The sequence below is a fragment of the Ruegeria sp. CI8 genome, assembly GCF_056536865.1.
Genome location: NZ_JBQFQL010000004.1, coordinates 118,849 through 132,328, shown reverse-complemented (window position 1 = coordinate 132,328; position 13,480 = coordinate 118,849). Strand labels below are relative to the sequence as shown.

Genomic DNA, 13,480 nt, shown 5'->3' with positions numbered 1-13,480 from the left:
CCAACTTGCATTTCGACCTGGCACATGCGGCGATTACCGTTGTCGCCTTGATAATCACCAACCTGGCCTTGAAGTCGGCCGGCGTGATCACCGAAGACAACAAACACCAATGGAACTGGAAAGTTGTTCTGGCCTACTTCGTGGTCGTCTATATCATCAACATGGTGTGGCCGATTTAAAGCTGAAGGGCGAGATGCCAACCGCCGACCTGACCTGGTTACCGTGAACGCGCCTCTCCGCGGGATTTCCGGCAGGAAAAGCGTGAGCATCGCCGGCTGAAAACAGAAAGGAATACGCATGCGGTTTTTGACATCCCTCATATTCATCGGTGTTCTGGCAACTGCGGCGAATTCTGACGTCACCAGTCGAGCCGGTGGCCCAAGCAACAGCCAGATGCTCTCTAGGGGCAGCGACGGAGGCGTCGACGGCGTCGCTTTCTTTCGCCCAGTCCTAAGCGGCGTTTTGTACCGCTCTGGCTTCAAGGGCGGCGACAAGGGTCGAACGGGCTTGAGCAACGCTCAGCGCGAAACACTGTGCGATGAAGGGTTTTCGGCCGGATTTTATGCGGATTTCGGCAAGAACACCGAATACGGCCGCACCAGTTGTGGAAACGGAGCCTTTGACTATCAGAGCGCCAGATCGTCCCGACCCGGCAGTGTCATGGCCGCCGTACACGAGGTGATTGAGGACCCTGGAAAGGGTCCTGTCCTTGTGCACTGCATGTGGGGCGTTCATTCCTCAGGCGCATTGTCGGCAATGGCGCTTGTTCAGTTTTGCGGCTGGACGGAAGAAAGGGCCAAGGAATATTGGAATGATGCCCGAAACGGGGCCCCATGTTCGGGCGGGTGTGACCAGTGGATTGACTCGAAATTCTCAAACTTCAGCGTCGACCCCAGTTTGAAGATCTCCGCCGAACAACAGGCCGCGATTTGCCCCAAATGACATGCGAAGGACTATCCAAATGAGGTTCAATCTTCTGGGGTCACTGGCTTTCATTGCGCCCACTGCCTTGTGGGCGAGCGACGATGTTCGCGGAGAAGCCACGACATTTGCTAGTCCCAATGGTGTTACGGAACGCTGCATTCGGATCGAAAAAGTCCCAATGGGCGAGTACAAGAACAGCGATCTTGAGGAAGAAACTGCCTATTGCGAGATCGATTTCTATGCACCCGAAATCGCTATTTGTCCAAAAACCTGGAGCACCAGCCCAGGAATGGCCGTCTACGATATTTCGGAAGGACCCTACGTGGGGAACCGCTCTGAGTTCGAGAGAAACGCTTGCAAAGAGGGCAAGTCGGCAAAAGAACTGGCCAAGGGCAGAGTGGCCAAATTCAAATCCACCATGAACCAAAAAGGTACAAGCGGAACGTTTTCCACCTCGTCGCTGCTCTACTACCATTTCTCAAGGTATTTCGACGCGACGGTGAAAGTTCCGGTGGCGGTCTGGCGCAGCATGGACGATCAGGCGCATCTTACCGAGGTTGCGGAGCCTGGCCTTGCGATTTCCGGTGGATCTCATGGCGGGCGCATGAACCATGAAGGCTGGCGGGTCTTCGTGGCTGCGGATGCCGATCCGAACTCGTACCAGCCAACCGATGATCTGTTCACCGCGGATCGAACGCAGATATACGGAGTCCTGCTTGATAGCCCCGGTCATCGCTACGGCTCGGAAATCAACGGCACCCGCAAGTCCGGTTGGGGCAAAGGCCAAAATCGCGATTTTCAGGAAACACCCGCTTTCCTGGCCTTGCGGTCGTCAAAACCCTTGCCCGAGGCCATTGCAGAGGGTGTCAGGAAAGGCCGAAAGGATCGTCAGATCAACAAGGACCTCGGGCCCGATGTCAGCGACCGGCAGATGGCATTCTGGATGCAGGAGCTTACCGAGATTGTTCTGCTCGACTTCATCTTCAGCCAGCAGGACCGTGTGGGAAATATTGATTTCACGCCCTACTGGTATTGGGTCGAAGACGGAAAACTGAAGAACCAGAAAACGAAGCACCATCAGCCGAATGATGGAGACGTTCCCGCCGATGCAATATTGATCCGTCGCAGCAATCTGAACGACAACGATGCCGGTGGGCGGGTCGAATATGCCAACTTCGCGAAATCCACTCAGATGCTGGAGAAAATGCGGCATTTCTCTCCAAACACATACCGGCGGCTGGTTGCGTTGAACAGTGACCTTCAAACGCAAGGCCCGGTTTACGGCTGGTTGTCACAAAGCTTTGGGTTGTCGGACCGTCAGATTGCGCAGGTCGTCAAAAACACTGCGCTGGCAACATCCATCCTCAAGAGCAATTGTGCCAAAGGCGATCTGGTGTTTGACTTGGACCCTGTCACATTCTTTTTGAACAAAAATACCGAGGCGGAGGGCCTGGACTGCAATGATCCGTAAGCGTTCGATCACTGTCGCGGCGTTCGTTTGGACGGTCGTGCTCGCCTGCAAAGCGGCCGCTTTGGATGTGATCGTCATATCGGATCTGAACGGCAGCTATGGCTCGGTCAAATACGATGCCCGCATCGAAAAGGCGATCAAGCGGATAATCGAGATTGATCCCGATCTGGTGATTTCGACGGGCGATATGGTCGCCGGACAGCGTATCCCCAACCTTTCAGACAAACAGGTCAGAGAGATGTGGAAGGCGTTTCACATGACGGTATCCGACCCGCTGGAGGCTGCCGGAATTCCATTTGCGGTCACGCCGGGAAACCATGATGCGTCGGCCTATCGCGGGTTCGAGCGCGAGAGAAAGATATACGCCGAGGAATGGGGCCCGAGAAAACCAAACGTCAACTTCCTGATGTCGGATGACTATCCGTTCTTCTACGCGTTTGAAATGCAGGGGATAACCTTTGCATCTTTGGATGCCACGACCCTTGGGCCACTATCCGGCGATCAGCCGGACCAACTTGTGCAACTTGGGGCAGGTGGAGACCCGATTGTCACGTTCAGCCACCTCCCGCTGTGGCCGTTTGCGATCCAGCGCGAACGCGAAATCATCGGTGACCCGACGCTTGAAAGAATCTATCTGCAAAGCGGCGTCGTTCTGCACCTGTCTGGACACCATCATGCTTTTTACCCTGGCTGGAAAGACGGCGTGGCCTATGTTTCGCAAGCTTGCTTGGGTGGTGGCCCGCGGCGGCTAATCGGTGATCGCGCCAGGTCACCTCACAGTTTCACGCATGTAACCTTCCAGCCGAACGGAGAGTTTGGGATAGCAGTATATCGAGGGCCGGATTTCGAAAGGTCTGTCGACTTCAAGTCGCTCCCGAAAGAGATCAGATCCCCGAATGCGGTGTTGAAACGTTTAGACCTTGTGAAATGACTAGAAGCTGAGTTTCAACTCGACTTTTTCGGGGACCAAATCGTTTATCATTTCTTCGATGCGGGCCTCGGAAAGTCCACCAGAGGTAATGAAAAGCAATGAAATTCGGGATTTGCCGGGAACGTGGTGTTTTCTGATCAGCTTCCAGCCGGCGTCGGCTGCCATGGCTTCAATGGCGCTGCTGACGTTCAATGAGTGCTCTTCGTCCGAAGCCTTAAGCGATATTTCAACGCCCTTGTTTCGCCCTCCGAGCCAAATGAAACACCAACAGACAACCGCCACCAATGTGGCCATCAGCGGCAGGCCCAACCCGACCGCAAGCCCAAGTACGGTTACGACGATCAATTCGACAGTATCTATCGGATCATCCAAATTGGAGCGAAACCTGAGCAACGCTCCGATGCCGAAGATAACGAACCCGATCATTGACCCGTGCTGGACGACCAGGAACCCCACCGCCATGCCGATCAGCGCATAGAGGAAGAAGAGCCTGGGCATGACGATGTCGCCGACACTTCTACGGGCTTTGCGCCGCACCGGATGAAAGACGATCAAGCCGGCCAGAATGATTGTGACCAGCACATCAAGAGAAAAGAAATACAGTTCCTGTTTGCCGCGAAACTGCGTCCATCTGCGTTCGATCAGAATTTCCGATTCGGATGCCCCGGCAAGCATCGTCGCCGGGTCGATTTGCGACATCGCCGTACCGGGCAAAAGCAGCATCAACAACACAGTCACAAACGGGAAAATCGTATTCAACTCATCTTCCTTCCTGCTTGCGCCCAGACAGTGCCCGTCACAAGTGAATCCCAACACGCAGGATCAGGTAAAGAGTTCAAAGCGCTTTCTTCCGACATCACAGACAAGTTGTGATACGAATGCGATAAAGGGGTGTGTCACACACACGAAAATATCGAAGGGCAGAAAGCACGTGTTTCCGTCAAAACCTGAAGTTTCACGGCGCTTCTGCAAATTTGGGAGATCCGCTCTTGCGGCCAGCTTCCTAGCGGCAGCGTTTTTGCCTTGGTCTGGCTCTGCCCACGCCAAAAGTGCTGATCTGGTTCTGGTCGATAGATTCAAGGTGGCGGACGAATCAAAGGGATTCTCAGAACCTTCCGGTTTGTCGCTGTCCCACGCTGAAGGCTTCTTGTGGTCTGTAAGCGATGCTGAGCCGAAACTGCACCCACTTGGAGTCGACGGAGTATTGGGAAACTCCTTCCAGTTGCCGCCTTTGGCCGGATCAGATTTGGAGGGCGTCGCGTCGCGAAAAGATGGGTCGGTTTTGCTCCTTCAGGAAACCGATCGATCGATATTGGTCGTTCAACCAACCGACCCTATCCAACTGACAAGGGTCCCACTTGCGTCCCTCAAGGGGTACCCGGCCGCTGCCGAACTGCTTGTCGGCAACCCGCTGAACAAGGGGCCTGAGGGCATCACCGTCGACCCGGACACTGGGCGAGTATTCGTTGTCATTGAAGGACAACCGCGTCTGTTGCTGGTTGTCTCACCGGACCTGACTGAAATTCAGGAAGTCATCCCTTTGGATCGTGGATCTGGTTTTGTCTCGGATCGCGTGAATGACGATGAACTGGATGTAAGCGGTTTGGCTTGGTCCGTGTCGGGTGTGCTATGGATTCTCAGCGACAAGGGACGCCAGATCTTTTTGTACGATCCAGAGACGAGAAAAGCAGATACGATTGAACTGACGTATATGAAAAATGGAGACCGAAAGGTCGTGAAGCACCCCGAAGGGATCGCCTTGGATGAGGCCAAAGGGCTTCTCTACATCCTCACGGACGATGCCGAGAAGTCGCGCCTGTACGTTTTCAATATCCCTGAGTTTTGATCGCTACTGCACGGCACTCACCCCGCAGGGATGACTTGGCAAAGCAAACCCGCATTGGGTCCAACTTCCTTGACCCGCACCACCCAGAACCGCTCATTCAGGTCCGCTCCCAGGCCACGTTTTTTGGCCGTAGGAGCGTCCCGAGCAAAACTGCCGTCCGTTGGGCCGGTTCAGTCGTCTTGCGAAGCGACTAGAAATCCAGGTTTTCCACGCTCAGCGCGTTTTTCTGGATGAATTCACGGCGCGGCTCGACCACGTCGCCCATAAGCTTGGTGAACAAGTCATCGGCCTCGACCATGTCATCGACACGCACCTGCAGCAATGTCCGCGCATCCGGATCTAGCGTAGTTTCCCACAGCTGATCGGGGTTCATCTCACCCAGGCCCTTGTAGCGCTGGAGCGACAGGCCTTTTTCGCCCTCTTCCAAAATGGCGCGCAGCAGATCCAACGGGCCGTGGATGACCTGCGACCGGTCGCGGCGGACCAATGTGGCCGGCAGGTTGTAGACGTCCTGCAGGCTCTGGGTAAAGCTGCCTGTCTTGCGCGCTTCGCCGGAACGCAGCATCGGACCGTCCAGCGTGCGGACTTCCTCGACGCCGCGCAGGATGCGCGCCAGTCGGATACCGTGATCCTGAGTGATCCGGCCCTGCCAGCCGCGCTCGTATTCCAGCGCAATCAGGTCCAGCCGCGCCGCGACTTTGTCGGCCACACCCTGCAGGTCGGCATCCACCGCCCCGGGCACAAAAGCCCCGGCAACGGCGGCCTGTTCAAGGATGTGACGCGGGTAATGCGTCGGGAAGGCGTCCAATACGCGCTTGAGCTGGCGCGCCTCGTCCACCACACGGGTCAGATCCTGACCCACGATCTCTTCACCCGAGCCCAACTTGAGCACGGCGCCCTCGACACCCTGGTTGATCAGATAGTCGTCAAGCGCTGCCTGATCCTTCAGGTAAACCTCTGACTTTCCTCGTGAAACCTTATACAGTGGCGGCTGCGCGATGTAGAGATATCCACCCTCGATCAACTCGGGCATCTGACGGTAGAAGAAGGTCAGCAACAGGGTCCGGATATGTGCGCCGTCCACGTCGGCATCGGTCATGATGACGATCTTGTGGTAGCGCAGCTTCGAGATGTCGAACTCATCCCGCCCGATACCGGTGCCAAGCGCCATCACAAGGTTGCCGATTTCCTGGCTGGACAGCATCCGGTCAAAGCGCGCACGCTCGACGTTCAGGATCTTGCCGCGCAAAGGCAGAACCGCCTGCGTCAGACGATCGCGACCGGTCTGCGCCGATCCGCCGGCCGAGTCCCCCTCGACCAGGAAAACTTCGCTTTTGGCCGGGTCCTTCTCGGAGCAATCCTTGAGCTTGCCGGCCAGATAGTTGACGTCCATCGCCGTCTTGCGTCGGGTCAGTTCGCGGGCTTTCCTCGCCGCTTCGCGCGCCAAGGCGGCCTCGATGATCTTGCCGACGATGGTCTTTGCCTCATTGGGGTTCTCCTCGAACCACTCGGCCAGCTTCTCGTTCATCAACCCTTCGACAGCCGGTCGCACTTCCGAGCTGACCAGCTTGTCCTTGGTCTGGCTGGAAAACTTCGGGTCAGGGACCTTGACCGACAGCACGCAGGTCAGGCCTTCGCGCGCATCATCGCCGGTGAAGCTGACCTTTTCCCTTTTCGCGATCCCGCTGGACTGCGCGTAGTTGTTGATCGTGCGGGTCAGCGCTCCACGAAAGCCAGCGACATGCGTGCCGCCATCCCGCTGGGGGATGTTGTTGGTAAATGGCAGGACGGTTTCGTGATAGCTGTCGTTCCACCACATCGCGATCTCGACCCCGATATCGTCGCGCTCGCCCTTGATATAGATGGGCTCGGGCATGGCCGGAGTTTTCGACCGGTCGAGGTATTTCACGAACTCCTTGACGCCGCCCTCGTAGAACAGTTCGGTCTCAAGCCGCTCGGCCGGCCGCTCGTCAATCAGGATGATCCGAACGCCCGAGTTCAGGAAGGCCAGTTCGCGCAACCGCTTCTCCAGCGTCTCGAACGAATACTCAAGGTTCGAGAACGTATTGGTCGAAGCCAGGAACCGCACCTCGGTCCCGGTCCGGTCGCCGCATTCGCCGACCACTTTCAGATGCTCCGAGGTTTCGCCGCCTTCAAACCGGGCGAAATGCTCTTTGCCGTTGCGCCAGATGCGCAGCTCCAGCCAATCGGACAGAGCGTTCACCACCGAAACGCCCACGCCGTGCAGACCGCCCGACACCTTGTACGAGTTCGAGTCGAATTTCCCGCCGGCGTGCAGCTGGGTCATGATGACCTCGGCCGCCGAGACGCCTTCTTCGGGGTGGATGTCCACCGGAATCCCGCGACCATTGTCGCTGACCGAGACGCTGGAATCGGCGTGAATCTTGACGGTCACATGGTCGGCGTGACCGGCCAAAGCCTCGTCAATGCCGTTGTCCACGACCTCATACACCATGTGGTGCAGACCGGACCCGTCGTCGGTGTCACCGATATACATACCGGGGCGTTTGCGGACAGCCTCCAACCCCTTGAGAACCTTGATGGAATCTGCGCCGTATTCCTGATTTGCCTGTGCGTCTTCGGACATGCCGTCAGTACCTATATTATTTTGGTAAGTTATACGTTCTCTGGTGGGGAATGTCACGTCATCCCCCCAGATTTTGTGCCGGTTCTTTCGGGCGCAGGCCGAGCTGATCGGCCGACCTCAGACGGTCACAATCTATCCAGATCGGCGGCAATATCAGCAGCGATTTGGCGGGCATCGACATCGCCGCGCTCGGCCGACAGGCGCAGGCCCAACAAGTCGGACTGGTAGCGCGCCGCCAGCCGTTCGGGATCATGGTCAGCGCCGATCTGCCCCTGCGCCTGCGCTTGTCGGAACAGATCGGCGAAGCAGGTTTTCATCCGTGACAGATGGGCTGCAGCAAGTTGCGCCAAGTTATGATTCTTTGCGCTCAACTCGGCATAGGTCTTGGCCAGCATGCAGGCCTTTGCGGGCGCGTTCGCGGCCTCGACAACCAAACGCGGCTGGGCCTTCAGCGCACCCAGCGGCCCCAGTTCCCGGGCCAGGGCTTCAAGCCGGGCAACGCCTTCATCCGCATAGCGTTCCAGCGTCAGGGCATACAAGGCGTCCTTTGACCCGAAGGCGGCGTAAAAGCTGCCTGGCTTCAACTTCAGCGCATTCTCGAGATCCTTCAGGGACGTGCCCGCCCAGCCCTGGCGCCAGAACAGGTCTCTGGCCTGCGCGATCAGCGCGTCACGGTCATAGGCAGGTTTGCGGGGCATGTGATCACCAATTCTTGAACGATTACTCAAATATATACTTGAGTGATCGCTCAATAAAGCCTATTTCGGACTCAGCCGCCAAAAAAGGAGACCAAAATGGCCGATTTTCCCTCACATGACCTGAACACCGCACCTGAAGGTTCGAAACCCCTGCTCGAGAAATCGCAGGCCGCGTTTGGCCGCCTGCCGGGCCTGCACAAGGTCATGGCCGAAAGCCCACAGCACCTTGAGGCCTACCAGGTTCTGCACCACCTGTTCCTGCAGACCGATTTCGACAATGACGAGAAAACGGTCGTCTGGCAGACCATCAACGTGGAAAACGAATGCCACTATTGCGTACCGGCCCATACCGGCATCGCCAAGATGATGAAGGTGTCGGACGAGATCACCGAAGCGCTGCGCAATGAAACCCCACTGCCCTCGCCCAAGCTCGAGGCGCTGCGGACGTTCACGCTGCAGGTGATGAACCAGCGCGGCAACGTCACCGACGCGCAGTTGCAGGCGTTCTTCGATGCTGGCTATTCGCACCGCGCCGTTCTGGACGTGATCCTGGGCTTGGCGCAGAAAACCATGTCGAACTACGTCAACCACATGGCCCAGACGCCGGTGGACGAGGTGATGCGTCCCTTCCTGTGGGAACGCAAGGTCGGCGAGCCGGCCTGATCCGCTCAAGAGCGGGTGACGGTCGAGCCGTCACCCGCGTCATTGACCACGAAAGACTGCGCCCGGTCGCCCAGTTCGGCGAACAACTCGGGGCCTGTTCCGGTCATCCAGGCCTGCGCCCCCAGCGCGCAGATTTCGTCATACAACGCCGCCCGGCGGTCCGCGTCCAGATGGGCCGCCACCTCGTCCAGCAACAGGATCGGCGGTGCCCCGACCTGCGCGGCCAGCGCCCGCGCGTTGGACAGAATCAAGGAAACCAGCAGCGCCTTCTGCTCTCCGGTCGAACACTCACTGGCCGCAACGCCTTTGGCGGCAAAAACCCCGTACAGATCCGAACGGTGCGGCCCAACCAATGTGCGCCCCGCCGACAGGTCGCGGAACCGGCTTTCGGCCAGCGCCTCCAACAGATCCTGCGCGCTTTCGGGCATGTTCCCTTCGGACTGAACAAGTTCCAGTTCCGCCGAGGGAAATGCGGTCTCGGCTTGCTCCTGCGCCGCACGCAACTGCGCCAGAGCACCCAGCCGCGCGGTATGAATGCGATGCCCGGTTTCGGCCATCTGAGCCTCGAGCGCCGCGTACCAATGCGCGTCACGCACCTGCTCTTTCAGCAGGCGGTTTCGTTCGCGCATGGCCTTTTCATAGATCAACGCGGCCTCGGCATGGCTCGGATCGAAACTCAGCGTCACCCGGTCCAGAAAGCGCCGTCGGCCTTCGGCGCCTTCGATCCAAAGCCGGTCCATCGCGGGCATCAGCCAGACGACCCGCGCCAGCTTGCCCAGATCGATCTGGCTGGCTGCCTTTCCGTCGATCCGGACCTGCCGCGCTGCGCCCCCCTCGGACCAGGTTTCGATCTCGGACCGGCGGCCCTGAACGTCCAGAAGACCGCTCAGCTTCCAGCCCAGCGCCTCGGGCCGGCGCGTCATCTCGGCGGCACTGGCCCGGCGCATGCCGCGGCCGGGTGAAAACAGGGATACCGCCTCGAGAATATTGGTCTTGCCGGCCCCATTCGGCCCGTACAAGGCCACCGGCCGCCCGTCCAGCGCCATTCGCGCCAGCTTGTGCGACCGAAAATGCGAGACCGTCAATTCGGTCAGGGCCAAAGCCATGACCCCTCCCTTCATCCTTGCACAAAGACGCGCGCCGGACGCATCCCGCGCCCGCGCGATCAGACGCGCATCGGCATCACGACATAGACCGCGCTCTGGTCATTGCCTTCGCGCATCAGGGTCGGGTCGCCCGCCGAGTTGAACAGGAACACCGCGTTCTCGCGGTCCACCTGGCTTGCGATTTCCAGCAGGTACTTGGCGTTGAACCCGATTTCCAGCCGTTCGTCGCCATAGGCCACGGCCAGCTCTTCCTCGGCCGCGCCGCTGTCGGGCGCATTCACCGACAGGACCAGCTTGTCGCCGTCCAGCTGCAGCTTTACCGCACGGGACCGCTCGGACGACACGGTGGCCACCCGGTCGACAGCCTGGGCGAACTCGGCCGCGTCCACTTCCATCTTGCGGGTGTTGTTCTGCGGAATCACGCGGGTGTAGTCGGGGAAAGTCCCATCGATCACCTTCGAGGTCAGCGTGATGTCGGGTGTGGCAAAGCGCACCTTGGTTTCGCTGACCGATACCGCGATGTCCATGTCGTCATCTTCCAGCAGCTTGCGCAACTCGCCCACCGTTTTGCGCGGAACGATCACGCCAGGCATATCGGCGGCCCCGTCGGGGCAATCCGCGTCGATCCGCGCCAGGCGATGCCCGTCCGTGGCCACGCAGCGCAACACCTTGCCGCCCTCGGGGCCATCCGTCACATGCATGTAGACGCCGTTCAGGTAGTACCGGGTCTCTTCCGTCGAGATGGCGAATTTCGACTTGTCGAACAGCCGCCGCAGCAGAGCCGCCGAAGCGGTGAAGTTCGACTGGTATTCCGAGGACGCCATCACCGGGAAATCCTCTTTCGGCAGGGTCGCCAGCGAGAAGTTCGACCGCCCCGCCTCGACCGTCAGCCGGCCAGCCGCGCTGTCGGCGGTCAGCGTGACCAGCGCGCCATCGGGCAGCTTGCGCACGATCTCGTGCAGGGTCGTTGCCGCAACCGTGGTTGCCCCCGCCTTTTCGACCTGCGCGGGGGCCTTGTCGACCACCTCGATATCCAGATCGGTCGCGCGGAACAGAACCTGATCGCCCTCGGCCTCGATCAGCACATTGGCCAGGATTGGAATCGTGTTGCGGCGTTCCACAACGGATTGGGCCTGCGAAACGGCCTTGAGCAGCGTGCCGCGTTCGATGCTGATCTTCATACCCTCAATTCCTCTGATTTGAGTGCTTACATGGGCGGGACTGGCAAGTTAGCGGTTCAGCCCTGAGGCACAAGGATTTTTTACCGATTTCTGGGTCGGAACGCGCAAACCGTCAAGGTCCCGAGCGGCCCTGCGCCCCAGTTCCGTGGAAATCGTGGAAAAATGCGCACAGAAAAACCGCCCCCGCGCGGAGCCGGGACGGTTTTTAGAATTGCAGGGGCTCAGGCTTCGAGCGCCCGGCGCAGCATTTCCACATCTTCGGCGATCTGACCGTCGGTCAGCTTCAGCTCTTCGATGCGTTTGACGCCGTGCATGACGGTGGTGTGGTCGCGCCCGCCAAAGCGGCGGCCGATTTCGGGCAGCGACCGGCTGGTCAGCTGCTTGCACAGATACATCGCCACCTGACGCGGGCGGGCATAGGACCGCAGGCGTTTCGGACCGATGATGTCGGACAGGCGGATGTTGTAGTAGTCGGAAACCTTGCGCTGGATCTCTTCGACGGTGATCTTGCGTTCCGAGGCGCGCAGCACGTCGGCCAGACAGTCCTGCGTCAGCTCCATGTCGATCTCGCGGCCGACCAGCGAGGCAAAGGCGAACAGCCGGGTCAGCGCCCCTTCCAGAACGCGCACGTTGGTCGAGATGCGATGGGCCAGGAATTCCAGCACGCCATCGGCGATCTTCAGGTCGGGATAGGTCTTGGCGTATTGCTGCACCTTGTTCTGCAGAATGCCCAGGCGCAGCTCGTAATCGGTCGGGTGCAGGTCAACCACCAGTCCGCATTGCAGACGCGACTTGACCCGTTCCTCCAGATCCTTGATCTCACCCGGCGCGCGGTCGGCCGAGATGATGATCTGCTTGTTCTGATCCACCAGCGCGTTGAAGGTGTGAAAGAATTCCTCCTGCGTCGAATCCTTGCCGGCGATGAACTGCACGTCATCGACCATCAGCACGTCGACCGAGCGGAACAGGTGTTTGAAATCCATCATCCGGCGTTCGCGCAGGGCCTGTACGAAGCGGTACATGAACTGTTCGGCAGACAGGTACAGCACATTGAGCTCGGGGCGTTTGGTCTTCAGCTCCCAGGCGATGGCATGCATCAAATGCGTTTTACCGAGGCCAACACCACCGTACAGAACCAGCGGATTGAATGTGACGGGGCCGCCTTCGGAAACACGGCGCGCGGCGGCATGGGCCAGTTCGTTCGGCTTGCCGACGACGAAGGTGTCGAAGGTAAAGCGCGCGTCCAACGGTGCGGCCTGCAGCGACTCGAGCGCTTCATTGGTTCCGTTGCTTTCTGGTGCCAGCTCGAAATTGACCGGCTCGGGCTGGTCTTCGACCGGCTGGACCGCGGCGGCGGGACGCGCTGGTGAGTTGGCGGCCACCCGGAAGGCCAGGCGCTGAACCGACTCTCCGGCCGTGTTCAACTCGTACAGAATGAGGTCTGCAAAATTTTGACTGACGTAGTTCCCCATGAAGTTGGTCGGAACCGAAAATACGGCCACGCCACCCTTCAATTCCTGAAATTCCAAAGGTTCAATCCAGGTCGTAAAATTGTTCCGGCCCACGGCCTTCAGCAATTTGTTACGCAGTTGTCCCCATTTTTCTTGTGTCATCCAGCGCCTCACGCATCCCAATATTTTTGACCTAATCGGCCTTATGATTGTGACCGGTATCCCGGTTCTTATACGTTCACTCGCGCGCAGATATTCTGTCGCCGAAACCCCAAGAATCGGCGGGAATATCAGTGGTCACGACGCTTGCCTGTTTGACGACGACCAAAAAGTACAGCCGCCCAAACCGCGGTTTGCGCCACGCAGTTCCAGTTTTCGACAGGGCCAAGATCATCGGAGTAGCCGAGATCCGCAGCAGATCGTCAAACCGGTTGGCACCGGTTGCCGACATTCGCCCCTGGATCATTCTGATGCCCGTCAGTCCGATCGCAGGAACAGCCTGTCCCCCCAAGCGAGTGAATCGCTGAACCTGTCGTAGCAAGAGGCAGTGGGGCCGGGCAACGAAACTCTGATATTGACTCGGGTCTTTGGGCGAAAGAAT

At 58.8% G+C, this 13,480-nt stretch carries 11 protein-coding genes; 5 read left to right on the top strand and 6 right to left on the bottom strand.

The features are described 5' to 3' along the window. Positions 1-5: 5 nt before the first annotated feature. The 3 genes from ACR0DA_RS15745 (at position 6) to ACR0DA_RS15735 (ending at position 3,326) form a co-directional block, all read left to right on the top strand. Complete coding sequence (locus ACR0DA_RS15745; RefSeq protein WP_170372404.1) at positions 6-179, top strand: hypothetical protein; 174 nt, start codon at positions 6-8, stop codon at positions 177-179. 830 nt (positions 180-1,009) lie between these two features. Continuing rightward, a complete protein-coding gene (locus ACR0DA_RS15740) occupies positions 1,010-2,395 on the top strand; it encodes a hypothetical protein (RefSeq protein WP_480754826.1) in 1,386 nt (461 codons plus the stop codon). Continuing rightward, a complete protein-coding gene (locus ACR0DA_RS15735) occupies positions 2,385-3,326 on the top strand; it encodes a metallophosphoesterase family protein (RefSeq protein WP_170372408.1) in 942 nt (313 codons plus the stop codon). The genes ACR0DA_RS15740 and ACR0DA_RS15735 overlap by 11 nt, the downstream gene beginning before the upstream one ends. On the opposite strand, the gene ACR0DA_RS15730 is transcribed toward ACR0DA_RS15735, so the two are convergent. Beyond that, positions 3,327-4,085, bottom strand: a complete 759-nt coding sequence (locus tag ACR0DA_RS15730; protein WP_170372410.1) for a DUF4956 domain-containing protein — start codon at positions 4,083-4,085, stop codon at positions 3,327-3,329. Between the two features lie 322 nt (positions 4,086-4,407). Between ACR0DA_RS15730 and ACR0DA_RS15725 the strand changes: the two genes are divergently transcribed. Beyond that, positions 4,408-5,172 carry an SdiA-regulated domain-containing protein gene (locus ACR0DA_RS15725; protein WP_480754824.1) on the top strand — a complete coding sequence of 255 codons (765 nt, stop codon included), beginning with the start codon at positions 4,408-4,410 and terminating at the stop codon, positions 5,170-5,172. Between the two features lie 190 nt (positions 5,173-5,362). On the opposite strand, the gene gyrB is transcribed toward ACR0DA_RS15725, so the two are convergent. Together gyrB and ACR0DA_RS15715 are read right to left on the bottom strand one after the other, a co-directional pair. Then, entirely contained in the window at positions 5,363-7,780 is a 2,418-nt protein-coding gene (gyrB, locus tag ACR0DA_RS15720; RefSeq protein WP_170420954.1) for a DNA topoisomerase (ATP-hydrolyzing) subunit B, read from the bottom strand. A gap of 125 nt (positions 7,781-7,905) precedes the next feature. Next, positions 7,906-8,478 carry a TetR/AcrR family transcriptional regulator gene (locus ACR0DA_RS15715; RefSeq protein ID WP_480754823.1) on the bottom strand — a complete coding sequence of 191 codons (573 nt, stop codon included), beginning with the start codon at positions 8,476-8,478 and terminating at the stop codon, positions 7,906-7,908. Positions 8,479-8,574: 96 nt separating this feature from the next. Here ACR0DA_RS15715 and ACR0DA_RS15710 point away from each other — a divergent pair, with 96 nt between their 5' ends. Then, positions 8,575-9,141: a carboxymuconolactone decarboxylase family protein gene (locus ACR0DA_RS15710; RefSeq protein WP_170365547.1), complete on the top strand. Its 567-nt coding sequence runs from the start codon at positions 8,575-8,577 to the stop codon at positions 9,139-9,141. 5 nt (positions 9,142-9,146) lie between these two features. Here ACR0DA_RS15710 and recF read toward each other — a convergent pair whose 3' ends face one another. The 3 genes from recF to dnaA all read right to left on the bottom strand — a co-directional run bounded on the left by recF (position 9,147) and on the right by dnaA (position 13,041). Beyond that, on the bottom strand, positions 9,147-10,247 hold the full coding sequence (recF, locus tag ACR0DA_RS15705; protein WP_480754821.1) for a DNA replication/repair protein RecF: 1,101 nt from the start codon (positions 10,245-10,247) through the stop codon (positions 9,147-9,149). Between the two features lie 59 nt (positions 10,248-10,306). Next, positions 10,307-11,428 carry a DNA polymerase III subunit beta gene (dnaN, locus tag ACR0DA_RS15700; RefSeq protein ID WP_170342392.1) on the bottom strand — a complete coding sequence of 374 codons (1,122 nt, stop codon included), beginning with the start codon at positions 11,426-11,428 and terminating at the stop codon, positions 10,307-10,309. A gap of 221 nt (positions 11,429-11,649) precedes the next feature. Further along, on the bottom strand, positions 11,650-13,041 hold the full coding sequence (gene dnaA, locus ACR0DA_RS15695; RefSeq protein WP_170372420.1) for a chromosomal replication initiator protein DnaA: 1,392 nt from the start codon (positions 13,039-13,041) through the stop codon (positions 11,650-11,652). Positions 13,042-13,480: the final 439 nt, after the last annotated feature.